15 protein-coding genes are annotated in these 15,456 nt (G+C 71.0%); 5 read left to right on the top strand and 10 right to left on the bottom strand.

Going from position 1 to position 15,456, the window contains the following annotated elements:
* The first annotated feature begins 43 nt into the window (after nt 1-43).
* Both ACFC0D_RS13420 and ACFC0D_RS13415 read left to right on the top strand, forming a co-directional pair.
* Nucleotides 44-685, top strand: a complete 642-nt coding sequence (locus ACFC0D_RS13420; RefSeq protein WP_376434338.1) for a GntR family transcriptional regulator — start codon at nt 44-46, stop codon at nt 683-685.
* The gene (locus tag ACFC0D_RS13415) at nt 682-1,995 is read left to right on the top strand and encodes a nitrate/nitrite transporter (protein ID WP_376434336.1); all 1,314 of its coding nucleotides are present in this window, start codon (nt 682-684) and stop codon (nt 1,993-1,995) included. Before ACFC0D_RS13420 ends, ACFC0D_RS13415 begins: the two co-directional genes overlap by 4 nt.
* Nucleotides 1,996-2,050: 55 nt before the next feature.
* Here ACFC0D_RS13415 and ACFC0D_RS13410 read toward each other — a convergent pair whose 3' ends face one another.
* Nucleotides 2,051-2,878, bottom strand: a complete 828-nt coding sequence (locus ACFC0D_RS13410; protein WP_376434334.1) for a maleylpyruvate isomerase family mycothiol-dependent enzyme — start codon at nt 2,876-2,878, stop codon at nt 2,051-2,053.
* 155 nt (nt 2,879-3,033) lie between these two features.
* Here ACFC0D_RS13410 and ACFC0D_RS13405 point away from each other — a divergent pair, with 155 nt between their 5' ends.
* Together ACFC0D_RS13405 and ACFC0D_RS13400 are read left to right on the top strand one after the other, a co-directional pair.
* Nucleotides 3,034-3,828, top strand: coding sequence for a carbon-nitrogen family hydrolase (locus ACFC0D_RS13405; protein WP_376434332.1), 795 nt, complete (start codon nt 3,034-3,036; stop codon nt 3,826-3,828).
* Between the two features lie 210 nt (nt 3,829-4,038).
* Nucleotides 4,039-5,241 carry a trans-sulfuration enzyme family protein gene (locus tag ACFC0D_RS13400; protein WP_376434330.1) on the top strand — a complete coding sequence of 401 codons (1,203 nt, stop codon included), beginning with the start codon at nt 4,039-4,041 and terminating at the stop codon, nt 5,239-5,241.
* 27 nt (nt 5,242-5,268) lie between these two features.
* Here the strand turns inward: ACFC0D_RS13400 and ACFC0D_RS13395 are convergent, their stop codons facing one another.
* Both ACFC0D_RS13395 and ACFC0D_RS13390 read right to left on the bottom strand, forming a co-directional pair.
* Nucleotides 5,269-5,760 (bottom strand): LURP-one-related/scramblase family protein, encoded by a 492-nt coding sequence (locus ACFC0D_RS13395; RefSeq protein WP_376434328.1) that lies wholly within the window; start codon nt 5,758-5,760, stop codon nt 5,269-5,271.
* A gap of 4 nt (nt 5,761-5,764) precedes the next feature.
* Complete coding sequence (locus ACFC0D_RS13390) at nt 5,765-5,932, bottom strand: hypothetical protein (RefSeq protein WP_376434326.1); 168 nt, start codon at nt 5,930-5,932, stop codon at nt 5,765-5,767.
* A 9-nt stretch (nt 5,933-5,941) separates the two neighbouring features.
* On the opposite strand from ACFC0D_RS13390, the gene ACFC0D_RS13385 reads away from it, so the two are divergent.
* Complete coding sequence (locus ACFC0D_RS13385) at nt 5,942-7,747, top strand: NHL domain-containing thioredoxin family protein (RefSeq protein ID WP_376434324.1); 1,806 nt, start codon at nt 5,942-5,944, stop codon at nt 7,745-7,747.
* 550 nt (nt 7,748-8,297) lie between these two features.
* Here the strand turns inward: ACFC0D_RS13385 and ACFC0D_RS13380 are convergent.
* The 7 genes from ACFC0D_RS13380 to ACFC0D_RS13350 all read right to left on the bottom strand — a co-directional run bounded on the left by ACFC0D_RS13380 (nt 8,298) and on the right by ACFC0D_RS13350 (nt 15,338).
* Nucleotides 8,298-8,642 (bottom strand): hypothetical protein, encoded by a 345-nt coding sequence (locus tag ACFC0D_RS13380; protein WP_376434322.1) that lies wholly within the window; start codon nt 8,640-8,642, stop codon nt 8,298-8,300.
* A gap of 71 nt (nt 8,643-8,713) precedes the next feature.
* A complete protein-coding gene (locus ACFC0D_RS13375) occupies nt 8,714-8,941 on the bottom strand; it encodes a DUF6458 family protein (protein WP_376434320.1) in 228 nt (75 codons plus the stop codon).
* A gap of 53 nt (nt 8,942-8,994) precedes the next feature.
* The gene (locus ACFC0D_RS13370; protein WP_376434318.1) at nt 8,995-10,284 is read right to left on the bottom strand and encodes a M18 family aminopeptidase; all 1,290 of its coding nucleotides are present in this window, start codon (nt 10,282-10,284) and stop codon (nt 8,995-8,997) included.
* Between the two features lie 108 nt (nt 10,285-10,392).
* On the bottom strand, nt 10,393-12,222 hold the full coding sequence (locus ACFC0D_RS13365; RefSeq protein WP_376434316.1) for an acyl-CoA dehydrogenase: 1,830 nt from the start codon (nt 12,220-12,222) through the stop codon (nt 10,393-10,395).
* A gap of 205 nt (nt 12,223-12,427) precedes the next feature.
* A complete protein-coding gene (locus ACFC0D_RS13360; RefSeq protein WP_376434314.1) occupies nt 12,428-12,982 on the bottom strand; it encodes a hypothetical protein in 555 nt (184 codons plus the stop codon).
* On the bottom strand, nt 12,979-14,895 hold the full coding sequence (locus ACFC0D_RS13355) for an alpha/beta hydrolase (protein ID WP_376434312.1): 1,917 nt from the start codon (nt 14,893-14,895) through the stop codon (nt 12,979-12,981). The genes ACFC0D_RS13360 and ACFC0D_RS13355 overlap by 4 nt, the downstream gene beginning before the upstream one ends.
* A 5-nt stretch (nt 14,896-14,900) precedes the next feature.
* Nucleotides 14,901-15,338 (bottom strand): hypothetical protein, encoded by a 438-nt coding sequence (locus ACFC0D_RS13350; RefSeq protein ID WP_376434310.1) that lies wholly within the window; start codon nt 15,336-15,338, stop codon nt 14,901-14,903.
* Between the last annotated feature and the right edge of the window lie 118 nt (nt 15,339-15,456).

The following is a 15,456-nucleotide window of genomic DNA, read 5'->3' as shown; positions in this document are numbered from 1 at the left end:
ACGGGGCTGCCTGTTGCACCCCTGTTGTATCTAAGCTGTGCGCATGCCATCCGCACCCCCAGCAGCCGACCGTGTCTACATGCACGTCAAGCAGGCCGTCCTCGAGCGTCGGTACGAGGGAGGCACGCTCCTCACCGAGGGCGAACTCGCCCAGGCCGTGGGGGTCTCCCGCACCCCCGTACGGGAGGCGCTGCTCAAGCTGGAGATGGAAGGGCTGCTCAAGCTCTACCCCAAGAAGGGCGCCCTGGTCCTCGCCGTCTCCGCGCAGGAGATCGCCGATGTCGTCGAGACCCGGCTGCTCGTCGAGGAGTTCGCCGTCCGCCGTGCCGTGCCCGCGCCGGCCGCACTGATCGCGCGGCTGGAAGAGCTCCTGGAGGAGCAGAAGCTGCGGGCCGAGGCGGGGGACCTCGCCGAGGTCGCCGTCACCGACCGCTGCTTCCACGCCGAGATCGTCAAGCACGCCGGCAACCAGATCCTCGCCCGCCTCTACGACCAGCTGCGCGACCGCCAGCTGCGGATGGGCGTGGCCGTGATGCAGTCCCAGCCCGACCGCATCACCAAGAACATCACCGAGCACGCCGAGATCCTGGAGCGGATCCGCGCGGGTGACGTCGAGGGCGCGGCGCACTGCGTCCGACAGCACCTGAGCTGGGTCAAGGTCCTGGTCCGGGGTGAGGAACGGTGAGCGGACGAGGCTTCGGATCGGCCGTCACCCTGCCCGGTGACCCTCCCGGCGGCAGGCGCGCCGCCCTCGTCTGGGGCGTCGGCGTCGCCGTCTACTTCGTCGCCGTCATCTTCCGTACGTCGCTCGGCGTCGCCGGTCTCGACGCCGCCGACCGCTTCGACGTCAACGCCTCCGCGCTCTCCACCTTCTCCATCCTCCAGCTCCTCGTCTACGCCGGGATGCAGATACCCGTCGGCCTCATGGTCGACCGGCTCGGCACCAAGAAGGTCCTGACGCTCGGCGTGGTGCTCTTCACCGTCGGGCAGCTGGGCTTCGCGCTCTCCCCCTCGTACGGCATGGCACTCGCCTCCCGCGCACTGCTCGGCTGCGGTGACGCCATGACGTTCATCAGCGTGCTGCGGCTCGGCAGCCGCTGGTTCCCCGCCCGGCGCGGCCCGCTCATCGGCCAGGTCGCCGCGCTGTTCGGCATGGCGGGCAATCTGGTCTCCACCATCGTCATCGCCCGCGCCCTGCACGGCATGGGCTGGACGACGACCTTCGTCGGCAGCTCGATCGCGGGCGTGATCGTCCTCGTCCTGCTGCTGCTCTTCCTCAAGGACCATCCCGAGGGTCACGAGCCCCCGCCCGCCGCGCACACCGGCGCAGCGTTCGTCCGCCGCCAGATCGCCGAGTCCTGGCGGGAGCCCGGCACCCGGCTGGGCATGTGGGTGCACTTCACCACCCAGTTCCCCGCCATGGTGTTCCTGCTGCTGTGGGGCCTGCCGTTCCTGGTCGAGGACCAGGGCCTGTCCCGGGGGGTCGCCGGCGAGCTGCTGACGCTCGTCGTGCTCTCGAACATGGTGGTGGGGCTCGCGTACGGGCAGATCATCGCCCGGCACCACGCGGCCAGGGCCCCGCTCGCCCTCGGCACGGTCGTGTCGACCGCGCTGCTGTGGGCCGCCACCCTCGCGTACCCCGGCGACGCGGCCCCGATGTGGCTGCTGATCACCCTCTGCGCGGTCCTCGGCGCCTGCGGGCCCGCCTCGATGATCGGCTTCGACTTCGCCCGCCCGGCCAATCCGCCGGAGCGTCAGGGAACGGCATCGGGAATCGTCAACATGGGTGGTTTCACCGCCTCGATGACGACGCTTCTCGCGGTCGGCGTCCTCCTCGACGCGACCGGCGACAACTACCGGATCGCCTTCTCCTCCGTCTTCGCGCTGCAGGCGTTGGGCGTCGTCCAGATCCTGCGCCTGAAGAGCCGTTCGGCCCGCCGGGAGAAGGAACGCCTCGTCGCCAGCCGCGTCGAGGCCGTGCACGTACCGGCGTAGCGGCCGTCGCGCCCGACCGGGGCCGGCCGTAGCCGTGGACCGCGGCGCCCCGGTGCTACCGCGGCGTCACCGTGAAGTTGTCCAGGATCGCCTGCGCCAGGTCGAGGTCGCCCTCGGCCTTGATCCGGTCGGCCACATCGGCCGGCCGGACGCGGCCGCAGGCCAGGCGGACGTACGTCTCCCAGCCCAGCGCCAGTGTCACGAGCGGCCCCAGGGAGGGCGCACCGTCTATCGTCCCGCGGCCGTCCGCGTCCACCCGTACCGTCCGCAGGAACTCGACCGGTCCGTGCACGTCGAAGACGACCGCCGAACTCGTCGGAGCGCCCGCGTCCTTGGCGACCACCTTCGGCAGCGCCTCCAGGAGGACGTCACGGGCGACATGGGCGGCGGGGGAGTCCAGGTTGCCCGGCCGGCCGAGCGTGGTGCGCAGGTCCTGCTCGTGCACCCAGACGTCGAACGCGCGCATCCGGTAGCCCAGTTCCAGCGTCTGCTCGGCGCCGAGCGGCGCGCGGATCAGATGGTCGGGCTGCCGGCTCTCGTTGCGCAGCTGGCGCGCGCGGCGGATCAGGATGTACTCCAGCTCCGAGGTCATCTCGGGGCCGGTGTGGTGCCGCCGCACATCGACCTGCATCTCCATGTAGCGGGCGAACTCACTGCGCACGTGGTAGAGGTCGCGGGGCAGCGAGTGGATGGGGCGCGGGTCCCCGAGCATCTCGCACTCCATGCCGATCACATGGGACACGATGTCGCGCACCGACCAGCCCGGGCACGGTGTCGCGCGGTTCCATTCGCCTTCCACGAGCGGCTGAACCAGCTCGGATATCGCTTCGATGGAGTGGGTCCAGGCGTCGGCGTAGGTCTGAAGGCTGGGATGGACGGTCACGGGACCCCTCGGCGGTTCTGCGGTGCGCGGGCTGAAAACAAGACTGCGTGGGAGGCTCGGACGCTAAGTTACGCTGCCCGAAGGCACCCCGGCAGTGCTTTCGTGTGACGATCGTAGGCCCGTGTTGACGGCTCGAATGCCAGGACGGTGGTAGTGTGCGCGCCTCGCTGATCCAGATCGCAGTAGACCCGGACGAATCGGTCGAAGCTCGCCGAGCGCGGGTGGCCGGTCTCGTACGGGAGGAGCGCGGCGCGGCGGACCTCGTGGTTCTGCCGGAGCTGTGGCCGATGGGGGCGTTCGCGTACGAGTCCTTCGCGGCGGAGTCCGAGCCGCTGAACGGTCCGACGTACGAGGCGATGGCGGCGGCGGCCCGGGACGCGTCGGTCTGGCTGCACGCCGGATCGATCGTCGAGGCGGTCGGCGGAGCGCTTTTCAACACGTCGCTGGTCTTCACTCCGGAGGGTGAGCTCGCCGCGAGCTACCGCAAGATCCACCGTTTCGGCTTCGACAAGGGCGAGGCCGTGATGATGGCGGCGGGGGACGAACTGGTGACGGTCGCGCTGCCGGCGCTCACGGTCGGCGTCGGCACCTGCTACGACCTCCGCTTCCCCGAGCTGTTCCGCGGGCTGGTCGACGCGGGCGCGCAGGCGTTCGTCGTCCCGGCGGGCTGGCCGGCCCGCCGCCGCGCCCACTGGACGCTGCTCGCGCAGGCGAGGGCCGTGGAGAACCAGGCGTTCATGCTGGCCTGCGGCACGGCGGGCACGCACGCGGGCGTGGAGCAGGCGGGGCACTCGATCGTGGTGGACCCGTGGGGCGAGGTCCTCGCGGAGGCGGGCCCGGACGAGGAGATCCTGCGCGTCGAGCTCGACCCGGCGAAGGTGACGGCGACGAGGGAACAGTTCCCGGCACTGAAGGACCGGGTACTGGGCGTGGCGAGGCCGGGGCGCTGATCCACCCCGGGGGATTGACGGGGGCCGACGGGCCAAGGCGCCTGACGGGGTCACCGGGGCCGACGGGCGAAGAACACCAGCCAGGCCAAAGCCCCTGACGGCTCGGCGGGCTGACGGGGTGTCCACTGGGCGAGTGTGTGGCAGGGGCGGCGGACCAATCCGGCGGGATTGGTTCTGGGCCCGCGGGCTCCGTCCCGCTTCACTGGCGCCATGAGCGACGACACCGGAGCCCTCCGTCCCGAGACCCTCGCCGTCCACCCGCCGCACCCGGACATGACCGGCAGCAGACCGATGAGCGTCCCCCTGTACCAGGGGCACATCTTCTCCTTCGACACCGCCGACGCGATGGCGGACGCCTTCCACACGCCCGGCACCTTCCTCTACAACCGCTTCGGCAACCCCACCGTCCGCGCGCTCGAGGACGCCGTCGCCCGCCTGGAGGGCGGGGCGGCCGGGCTCTCGTACGCCTCCGGCATGGGCGCCATCAACGGCGTCCTGCTCGCCCTGCTTTCCGCCGGCGGCCATGTCGTCGCCCAGCGCTGCCTCTACGGCGGTACGTACGCGGTCCTCACCGACCTCGCCGAACGCTGGGGCGTCGAGGTCACCTACGTCTCCGGGACGGACCCGGAGGAGGTACGCCGCGCCCTGCGTCCCGAGACGCGGCTGCTGTACCTGGAGACCATCGCCAACCCGACCACCCGCGTCGGTGACCTGCCCGCCCTGATCGCCGTCGCCGCCGAGGCCGGCGTGCCGAGCGCCGTGGACAACACCTTCGCCTCGCCGCTGCTGTTCCGGCCGATCGAGCACGGCGCGGACATCGTCATCCACTCCGCGACCAAGTACCTCGCCGGGCACGCGGACGTCCTCGGCGGCATCGCGGTCTTCAAGGACGCCGAGCTGTACGGCCGGGTCCGTCACTACGCGGTCGAGCTGGGCGCGTCGACCGACCCCTTCGCCGCCTGGCTGACCCTGCGCGGCCTGCAGACGCTGCCGCTGCGGATCGAGCGGCAGTGCGCGAGCGCCCTCGACCTGGCCGGCCGGCTCGCCGCGCACCCCGCGGTCTCGGCGGCGCTCCATCCGGCGCTCGCCGGACACCCCGACGAGGCCGTCGCCCGGCGGCTGCTGCCGAAGGGCGGCGGTGGAGTGATCTCCTTCGACCTCGCGGGCGGCCGGGAGGCGGGCCGCGCCTTCGTCGGGGCGGTACGGGTGGCCTCGCTGAGCCCCTCGCTCGGCGATGTGAAGACCCTGGTGATGCACCCGGCCTCCACCTCGCACCGCCAGCTGGACGCGGCGGCCCTGGAAGCGGCGGGCATCGGCCCGGGGACGGTACGGGTGTCGGTCGGCATCGAGCACGTCGACGACCTGTGGGCGGATCTGGAGCAGGCGCTGGAGGTGGCGGTGAAGGCGGTCTAGTACGGGTGAGATCCCGGGCCGTCCGGGTCAGCCCTCCCGTTCCCGCTCCGCCATCCGGATCACGCACACCGCGACCGCGATCAGCAGCGCCGCGTCGGTGTCCTCGCGGACCACGTTCACGGCGTAGGTGTCCCGGACGCGGAACCACTGCCGGGAGATGTGGGCGAGGAGTTCACCGTCGTACTCGACGGTGAACTCCCGGTCCAGGATCCGGCCGCTGACGTCGAGCTCGGTGCCCTCGGCCATCGTGACCCGGAAGTGGTTGCGGAGCAGCGAGAGCCGCTTCCTGCGGATCGTGGCGAGCGGGCGGTCGTCCCGCTCGACGGTCATCGTGTCCCGCAGGCTGAACATCTTCTGCCGCAGGGTGATCAGGACCCGCCCGAGCGGATCCTTCAGCTCCAGGGTGTCGCGCAGCCGCAACGCCTTGCCGTCGACGAGGAAGGCGTGCCGCCCGCGCTCGTCCTCGATCCAGTAGTCGTCGCCGATGGCGAAGATTTTGTCCCTTACGAGGTATTTCATGACGTCAGGGCTTCCCCGTCGGGTGCGGGTTCACGCAGGCGAGAAGGAGCGGGTGGAGGGCTCGGCGGTGGCGCTGAGCAGCGCGCCGGAAGGGGGCGTCGGGCTCCTCGCTCTCCAGTTCCGGGTGCCGCCGTACGACGCGTGTGATCCGGCCTTCATACGTGGATGGCAAGCTTGAAGCATGAACGATGCCGCCCCGGCGCCCACCCCCGCGCCCGCGACCCGCCGTGCCCGTGTCCGTGCCCCCGAGCTGATCGGCAAGGGCGGCTGGCTGAACACCGGGGGTAAGGATCTCACCCTCGCCGAACTGCGAGGTAAGTGTGTTGTTGTCGATTTCTGGACGTTTTGCTGCATCAACTGCCTGCATGTTCTCGACGAGCTCCGTGAGCTGGAGGAGAAGCACCGCGACACCCTCGTGATCATCGGTGTCCACTCCCCCAAGTTCGTCCACGAGGCCGAGCACCAGGCCGTCGTCGACGCCGTCGAGCGGTACGAGGTGCACCACCCCGTCCTCGACGACCCCGAGCTCGCGACCTGGAAGCAGTACGCCGTACGCGCCTGGCCGACGCTCGTCGTCATCGATCCCGAGGGGTACGTCGTCGCCCAGCACGCGGGTGAGGGGCACGCCAACGCCATTCGGACGCTCGTCGAAGAGCTGGAGGCCGAGCACGGGGCCAAGGGGACGCTGCGGCGTGGGGACGGGCCGTACGTACCGCCGGAGCCCGTGGCGACCGATCTGCGCTTCCCCGGCAAGGCGGTCCTGCTGCCTTCCGGGAACTTCCTGGTCTCCGACACCACCCGCCACCAGCTCGTCGAGCTGGAGCCGGACGGGGAGACCGTGGTGCGGCGGATCGGGGACGGCGAGTTCCGCGAGCCGCAGGGGCTCACCGTGCTTCCCGACGGCACGGTCGTCGTCGCCGACACCGTGAACCACGCGCTGCGCTCGTACGACCCCGAGAGCGGTGCCATCGAGCTGCTCGCCGGCACCGGGAAGCAGTGGTGGCAGGGGTCGACCACCTCCGGGCCCGCCCTGGAGGTCGACCTCTCGTCGCCGTGGGACGTGGCCTGGTGGCAGGGCAAGGTGTGGATCGCGATGGCCGGCGTCCACCAGCTGTGGACCTACGACCCCGCGACGCGGACGGTCGGGGTCGCCGCCGGTACGACCAACGAAGGGCTCGTCGACGGGCCGGCCGCGGAGGCCTGGTTCGCGCAGCCCTCCGGGCTCGCCGCCACCGAGGACCGGCTGTGGATCGCCGACTCGGAGACCAGCGCCCTGCGCTGGATCGACACCGACGGCGTCGTCCACTCCGCCGTGGGCACCGGCCTCTTCGACTTCGGCCACCGCGACGGCGCCGCCGCCCAGGCGCTCCTCCAGCACCCGCTGGGCGTGACCGCCCTTCCCGACGGCTCGGTCGCCGTCAGCGACACGTACAACCACGCCCTGCGCCGCTTCGACCCGGCGACGGGCGAGGTGACGACCCTCGCCACCGATCTGCGCGAGCCGAGCGACGCCGTGCTCGTCGGGGACGAGATCGTCGTCGTCGAGTCGGCGCGGCACCGGCTGACCCGCCTGCGGCTGCCCGAGGAGGCCGTCCAGGTCGAGGCGGTCGCCCACCGCACGCAGCGCGAGGCCACCGAGGTGGCGCCCGGCCGGCTCCGGCTCGACGTCGTCTTCCAGGCGCCGACGGGGCAGAAGCTGGACGAGCGGTACGGCCCCTCGACCCGGCTCCTGGTCTCCTCGACCCCGCCGGAGCTGCTGCTCGCGGGCGAGGGCACGGGTACGGACCTCTTCAGGGAGCTGGACCTCAACCCGGAGATCACCGACGGCGTGCTGCACGTGTCGGCGATGGCGGCGTCCTGCGACGACGACCCGGCCAACGAGTACCCGGCCTGCCATGTGCACCAGCAGGACTGGGGCGTACCGGTGAAGGTGACGGCGAAGGGCGCCGAGCGGCTCCCGCTCATCCTCGCCGGAATGGACGCCTAGAGGACGACGCCGCGTCGCCCCCGCCGACGAGGCCACCGCCTGTCGGCCACGACCCGGTCGTGTCCGACAGGCCCAGGCGTCCACGGGCTCGACGGGCCCCAGGCGTCCACGGGCCCCGGCCGTCCACGGGTCCGACGGGTCCCGGCCGTCCGCGGGCCCGACGGGCCCAGGTGCCCCCGGGCCCGACGCCCCAAGGCGTGCACGGGCCTGACGGCCCCCAGGCGTGCACGGGTCCCGGCCGTCCGCGGGCCTGACGGGCCCAGGTGCCCACGGGCCCGACGCCCCAAGGCGTGCACGGGCCTGACGGCCCCCAGGCGTGCACGGGTCCCGGCCGTCCACGGGTCCGACTGGGCTCCGGCCCGTCCCTGGCGTCCACGGGTCCGACCGGCCCCTGGCGTCCGCGGGCCCGACGGCCCCCGGCCGTCCACGGCCCCGACGGCCCCCGGCCGTCCACGGCCCCGACGGCCCCCGGCCGTCCACGGCCCCGACGGCCCCCGGCCGTCCACGGCCCCGACAGGTCCCAGCCGCCCGCAGGCCCGGCGCGGTGGTCCTAGCGTACGAATCCCTGGTTCTTGGATGGGCGACCCGCCGCCCCGTCCAGGCAGCCTTCCACCCATGCCCCGGGGTCGTGGACGGCACGGTCGCCGCCCATTCCTCGGCGCTCCATGGCCCCGCACTCGCCGGCCAGCAGCGCCCGGGTCCGCTCCCCGTCCAGGTCGGCCTTCCGGATCCGGACCGCCTGGAGATAGCCGCCCTCGTAGGCGATGTCCGTGCCCCAGGGCGGGCGTTCGTTGTACGTGGCGATGCCGTAGCCCGCCACGGCCGTGCCGATCAGCACGGCCGTGGCGACGCAGGCGATGAACTTCCCCCGGGGAGGGCCTTCGTGACGATCCATGAGGTGGACGGTGTCAGGAGCGGCCTTTCCCGGATGTTTCGCCGGACGCCCCGGGGCGTGGGCGCGGGCTGTCAGTAGCCGCCGTCGCGCCGGTCCTCGTCCACGACCGTGGGAGCTGTCGGCGGCACGACGACCCGTCGGCGCCGGGCGATGCTGGTGAAGGTGGCCAAGCCGATGAGACCGACCGCCATCATGATCAGTCCCATCAGGTCGAGGTTGACGCCGTCGAGCTCCCAGTCCGTGGCGAACGTGAGGATCGCGCCCACGGCGATGAGGATGATGCAGCCTCCCAGGCCCATGAATCCCGCCTCCTAGTGGGGTAGTCAGGATCGGGTACCCGGGCCGGAAGTGACTATCCCTCCAGGAAGGCCACGAGCGCGTTCGCGAGCAGGTACGGGTCCTTCGCGCCGCACAGTTCGCGGGCGCTGTGCATGGAGAGGATCGCGACGCCGATGTCGACGGTCGTGATGCCGTGGCGGGCGGCGGTGATGGGGCCGATCGTCGTGCCGCACGGCATCTCGTTGTTCGACACGAACGTCTGCCACGGCACGTCGGCCTTCTCGCAGGCCGCGGCGAACACGGCGCGGCCGCTGCCGTCGGTGGCGTAGCGCTGGTTGACGTTCACCTTGAGGATCGGGCCGCCGTTGGCGCGCGGGTGGTGCGTCGGGTCGTGGCGCTCCGCGTAGTTGGGGTGGACGGCGTGGCCGGTGTCGGAGGAGAGACAGACGGTGCCGGCGAAGGCGCGGGCCTTGTCCTCGTACGCGCCGCCGCGTGCGAAGACGGAGCGCTCCAGGACCGAGCCGAGCAGCGGGCCCTGGGCGCCGGTGTCGGACTCGGAGCCGTTCTCCTCGTGGTCGAAGGCGGCGAGGACCGGGATGTACGCGAGGTCGGGCTGCGTGGACACGGCGGCGAGGGCGGCCACGCCCGCGTGGACGGAGAGCAGGTTGTCCATGCGGGGGCCGGCGACGAGTTCGCGGTCGCGGCCGAGGTAGGCGGGGGCCTCGACGGAGTGGACCATCAGGTCCCAGCCGGCCACGTCCTCGGCGTCGACGCCGGCTTCCTGGGCCACGAAGGAGATCAGGTCGCCCTCGTGGACCTCTCCGAGGCCCCAGATGGGCTGCATGTGGCGCTGCCGGTCGAGCTTGAGGCCGTCGTTGGCCTGGCGGTCGAGGTGGATGGCGAGCTGCGGGACGCGCAGCACGGGACGGTCCACGTTCACCAGGTGGTGGCTGCCGTCGCGGAGGGTGAGGCGGCCGGCGAGGCCGAGGTCGCGGTCGAGCCAGGTGTTGAGCAGCGTTCCGCCGTACGTCTCGACGGCCACCTGCCGCCAGCCCTGCGCGCCCATGTCGGGCTGCGGCTTGACCCGCAGGTTGGGGGAGTCGGTGTGGGCGCCGACGATCCGGTACGGGGTGTGGGCGTCGGCGCCCTCGGGCACGTACCAGGCGATGAGCGCGCCGCCGCGGATCACGTACTTCCCGCCGGCGGAGGCGTCCCAGGCCGCGGTCTCCTCGACCTGCCGGAAGCCTGCCTTCTCCAGTCGCTCGGCGGCGTTCGCCACGGCGTGGTACGGCGACGGGGACGCCGCCAGGAAGGTCATGAGGTCGTCGGTGTGGCCGCGGTCGAAGCGGGCAGTGCTCGTCATGGGTTCACCTTACGCAGGCGTCGGAATGCGAGAACGGCGCCCCGAAAGACGGAACGGCCCACTCCCCTCCCCGGGAGCGAGCCGTTCGTCAGTGGACGGGGGCGCGTACTAGAACGCGGCCTCGTCCAGGTCCATCAGCGAGCCGTCGACGGCCTCGGCGAGGGCGCGCTCGGCGCTGACGCCCGGCAGGACGTTGGCGGCGAAGAACTTCGCGGCCGCGATCTTGCCCGTGTAGAAGGCCTGGTCCTTGGCGGAGGCGCCGGCGGCCAGCTTCTCGGCGGCGACGGCCGCACCCTTGAGGAGCAGGTAGCCGACGACGACGTCACCGGAGGCCATCAGCAGGCGGGTGGTGTTGAGGCCGACCTTGTAGATGTTCTTGACGTCCTCGCCGGTGGCGGTGAGGTCGGTGAGCATCGCGCCGACGATGCCCTCGAGGTCCACGGCCGCCTTGGCGAGCGCGTCGCGGGCGCCGGCCAGCTCCTCGCCGCCGGTGCCGACCGCGAGGAACTTCTTGATCTCCTCGGCCAGCGCGTTCAGGGACGCGCCCTGGTCGCGGACGATCTTGCGGAAGAAGAAGTCCTGGCCCTGGATCGCCGTGGTGCCCTCGTAGAGGGTGTCGATCTTGGCGTCCCGGATGTACTGCTCGATCGGGTACTCCTGCAGGAAGCCCGAGCCGCCGAAGGTCTGGAGCGACTGCGCGAGCTGCTCGTAGCCCTTCTCGGAGCCGTAGCCCTTCACGATCGGCAGCAGCAGGTCGTTCAGGCCGACCTCGGCCTTCGCGTCCTCGCCGGCGGCCTCCTTGAGCTGGATCGCGTCCTGCACGGCGGCCGTGTAGAGGACGAGGGAGCGCATGCCCTCCGCGTACGCCTTCTGCGTCATCAGCGAGCGGCGGACGTCGGGGTGGTGCGTGATGGTGACCTTGGGCGCGGCCTTGTCCATGAAGTTCGCCAGGTCGGTGCCCTGGACGCGCTCCTTGGCGTACTCCAGGGCGTTGAGGTAGCCCGTGGAGAGGGTGGAGATCGCCTTCGTGCCGACCATCATGCGGGCGAACTCGATGATGAGGAACATCTGGCGGATGCCGTCGTGCTTGTCGCCGATCAGCCAGCCCTTGGCGGGGTGCTGGTCGCCGAAGGTCATCTCGCACGTGTTGGAGGCCTTGAGGCCCATCTTGTGCTCGACGTTGGTGGCGTAGACGCCGTTGCGCTCGCCCAGCTCGCCGGTCTCCCAGTCGAAGTGGTACTTCGGCACGAGGAAGAGCGAGAGGCCCTTGGTGCCCGGGCCGTGGCCCTCGGGGCGGGCGAGGACGTAGTGGAGGATGTTCTCCTCCATGTCGTGCTCACCGGAGGTGATGAAGCGCTTCACGCCCTCGATGTGCCAGGAGCCGTCGTCCTGCTGGACCGCCTTGGTGCGGCCGGCGCCGACGTCCGAGCCGGCGTCCGGCTCGGTGAGGACCATGGTGGAGCCCCACTGGCGCTCGACGGCGATCTGCGCGACCTTCTTCTGCGCCTCGTTGCCCTCGTTGAAGAGGATGCCGGCGAAGGCCGGGCCGGAGGAGTACATCCACACGGCCGGGTTCGCGCCGAGGATCAGCTCCGCGTAGGCCCAGATCAGGGAGCGCGGGGAGGTGGTGCCGCCGATCTCCTCGGGCAGGCCGAGGCGCCAGTACTCGGAGTCCATGAAGGCCTTGTAGGACTTCTTGAAGCTGGCCGGGACCGGGGCGGTGTTCGTCTCGGGGTCGAAGACCGGCGGGTTGCGGTCGGCGTCGGCGAAGGACTCGGCCAGCTCGTTCTCGGAGAGGCGGGTCAGCTCCTCCAGAACGCTCTTGGCGGTCTCGACGTCCATCTCCTCGAACGGACCGGTGCCGTACACCTTGTCGCGCCCGAGCACCTCGAAGAGGTTGAACTCGATGTCGCGGAGATTCGACTTGTAGTGCCCCATGGCGACGGCTCCGTAAGGATCGGGGAGGCGGATGTCTCGGTATGCGAGCGTGCTCGTACTACCGGTGAGTAGCCCACGCTTCTCTACGATGATGCTACCCACCAGTAATAAGGGCAACCCCTATCCGGCCATCTGTGACGCGGGCCGCAGAAAAAGGGGCCCGGGGCGTGTGCCCCGGGCCCCTCTCGCGGTCGCTGTGGGCCGTTCAGGCACCCACTTCGTACGCCGGGTCGGTGTAGCAGGGCGAGGTGACGGAGACCGAGATGCTGTCGCGCGCCTCCTTCTCCCACTTCGAGGCGTCCTTGTACGTCGACGGGAGCAGCAGCTCGATCGTCGCCGTGTGGTGGTCCTTCTCGTGCTCGACGTCCAGCTGCAGCTGCTTGGCCTCCGACTTCGCGGGCTCGAAGCGGAGGACCTTCCATCCCTTGGCCGGAAGATCCTTGTGGAGCTTGTCCATGGTCTGCTTCAGGGCGTCGGCGGTCGGCGCGTACATCGACCAGAAATGGCGCACCCGGAAGCCGTTCTCCACACCGTCGCAGGGGGAGGCGTCCGGCGCCCCGTTGTTCGCCTCGCGCAGCCCCGCCGCGTCGAAGATCGCGCTGGACCGGCTCCTGACCAGGTCCTTGGCCGCGTCGACCTTCATCGGCTGCGGGTCGTAGGGCAGGCCGTCGTCGTTGCTCATGGTCGTGCATCCCGTCGCGAGGAGAAGGGCCGTGGCGGTGAGGGCTCCGCCGAGTCGGGCGATGGTGCGGCGGCTCATTGCGAAGTCACTTCCTTGTACCGGCCCGTCACGACGCGGGCCTGGTTGTTGAGGCTCTCGGTCCCGTTGTCCCAGTAGCCGCTGTGGCCGCGCGAGCCGTCGGTGGCCACGATGTGCGCGCCGAAGTCGGGGTTGGTCGGGGTCAGCGGCTTCACGACACTGGCGCCGTCGCCGTCCATCCACGACGGAAGGATGTCGATGTCGACCTTCTTCGGCGCGTGACCCCAGCCGCCGAGGTCGGGGACCGGGTCGCTGCTCACGAACGGGATGTTGAAGCCGCCGTACTTGTCGTCGGTGAGGCCGCTGAGCGGGGGAGGCAGGTGCAGGCCCTTCAGGTACGGGTCGCTGTCCGCCTCCGCCGCGTAGACGTGGCCCTTGGGGACGTCCAGGTCGGTGGCGCTGCCCACCTGCATACCGGGGCTGCCGGCCACGAAGATGTCGTCGGCGTCCAGGTGCCCCTGCCGGGCGGCCGAGCCGATGACGGTGCTGCCGTAGCTGTGACCGGTCACGGTCAGATGGTCCCGCCCGCCCTCGTGCGAGGCGCGCAGCCCGTCGACGAAGTTGTTCAGCTTCGGGGCGCCGTCGTTGGCGTAGTGGCTGAACGGCGCGTCCTTGACGATGTGCTGCGGGGCGTCGTAGCCGAGCCAGGTGATCGTCGAGACGCTCTGCCCGTTCGCCAGGTTGTCACTGGCGCGCCAGAGGGTCTCCATGCGCTTGATGTCGCCGCCGATCCCCTCCAGGTTCGACGTCGTGCCCGGCACGTACATCGCCGTGTGCGTCGCGGTGTCCGGGTTGCCGTTGGCGACGATCGCGTGCCCGTGGCCCTTGGTGTCGAAGCCGAGGAGGTACGCCTCGGGGAGCGGCTTCTCGCCGGGCCGCTCCGCGATCCCGCTGCGGTCGAAGCGGGCCTGGATGGCGTCCATGCCCTTCAGATCGCCCTCCAGCTCCTTCTTCCGGTCGCCGTACTTCTCGTCCCACTCGCGCCACGCCGGGTTCTTGATCACCGCCGGGTACTGGCCGCTCGGGTTCTGGATGTACTCCTGCGGCTGCTTGGGTATCGCGTTCAGGTCGAGCTGGGTCTGGGCGCGGGTCTCTGCCAGGACCATCCGGTTGGCGTCGTCACGCACGGTGGAGGGGATGCCGTCCAGTGCGCCGATGGAGGCCGGGTAGAGCGTGGCGTACTCGTCACGCTGCTCCTGGGTCAGCCCGTTCCACCACTCGGCGTTCTCCTTGGGGGACTTGCCGTTCGGGATGCTGCCGTCGTCGGCGTACTTCCCGGCGGCGTCCTGGAGCGCCTTGGTGTCCTTGGCGGCGTCGGCGAAGGTCTCGTCGCTGACGGTGAGTCCCGGCTCGGCCTTCAGTTTGCGCAGGACGGAGGCGTAGCGGCCGTCGATCTCGTTGGCCTCGCGGACGGCGTCGCCGATGCGCTGGGCGATCTCCTCGGCCTTGCCCTTGTTGGCGTCGGCGCTGCCGACGCCCTCGCCCTTTCCGGGCGCGAGGGGCACGGGCGCACCGTGCTGGGCGGTGTTGTTGCCGGGGGCGAGGACGAAGGACTGGGTCGGGTACTCCACGGACCCGTCGGGCTTCACCGTGAACTTGAGGTTCTCGGCGTCCTCCAGCGCCTGCTTCAGCTTCTTCTGCGGGGCGGCGAGCTCGGAGGCGAGGCCGTTGAGCGCGGTGCGGATCAGCCCGCACTCGGTGTGCAGGTACTGGTAGTTACGGCTGAGCTGCCGGACGTCGCCGGTCGCGCGCTCGGCGGTCTCGCCCTTCTGCGTGTCGTTGATCTTGGCGAACATGCCGTTGTCGACACGGTCCTTGTCGACGTTGGAACGGGAGCTGATCTTGCCCCAGCCGTCCGCCGCGTCCGTGTACTCGTTCAGCTTCACATCGCGCAGCTGCTGCCAGGTGGGCATCCGGATCAGCCCTCCTTCTTCTGGGAGGGGGCGGGTGCCTCGGCGGCGATCTTGCGCTGGGTGTCGAGCTCGCGCTCGCCGAAGTCACGGCCGGCGCTCTTGAGGGCGGATTCCAGCCGCCCGCACTCGTCGCGTACGGAGGTGAGGCGCGTCTTCCAGGTGCCGAGGATCTCGGTGAGGGCCGCGGAGGAGTCGAAGCCGGCGGTCCCGCCGCCGACGCCCTCGTTGGCCGTGTCGAGGTCGGTGAGCGAGGTGGTGGTGGAGGTGCGCAGCTCGCTCGCGGTGCCTCCGGCCTTGTGCCACGGGCCCACGTCGGCCTTCAGATTCGCGTCGCCGCCTCCGCCGCCGTCGGGGGCGGGCAGACCGGCCAGGGTCATCGACGCGGGCTGTTCGGTCGGCTTGGCGTCGCCGAACAACTCGTCCCATTCGGCATTCAGCGCCATGTTCCACCCCCGTGGCGGCCGGAAATTGCTCACGCGAACCTAGCAAGAGAAAGGGGCCGGTGCGAAGAATCGTGCGAAGAGACGGGTGCTTCGTTCGGACACCGTTCGGCGCCCGGGA

This window comes from Streptomyces sp. NPDC056222, assembly GCF_042264065.1.
Taxonomy (GTDB): domain Bacteria; phylum Actinomycetota; class Actinomycetes; order Streptomycetales; family Streptomycetaceae; genus Streptomyces.
The sequence above is the reverse complement of the archived record's forward strand: the minus strand, read 5'-3'. Positions and strand labels throughout refer to the sequence as shown.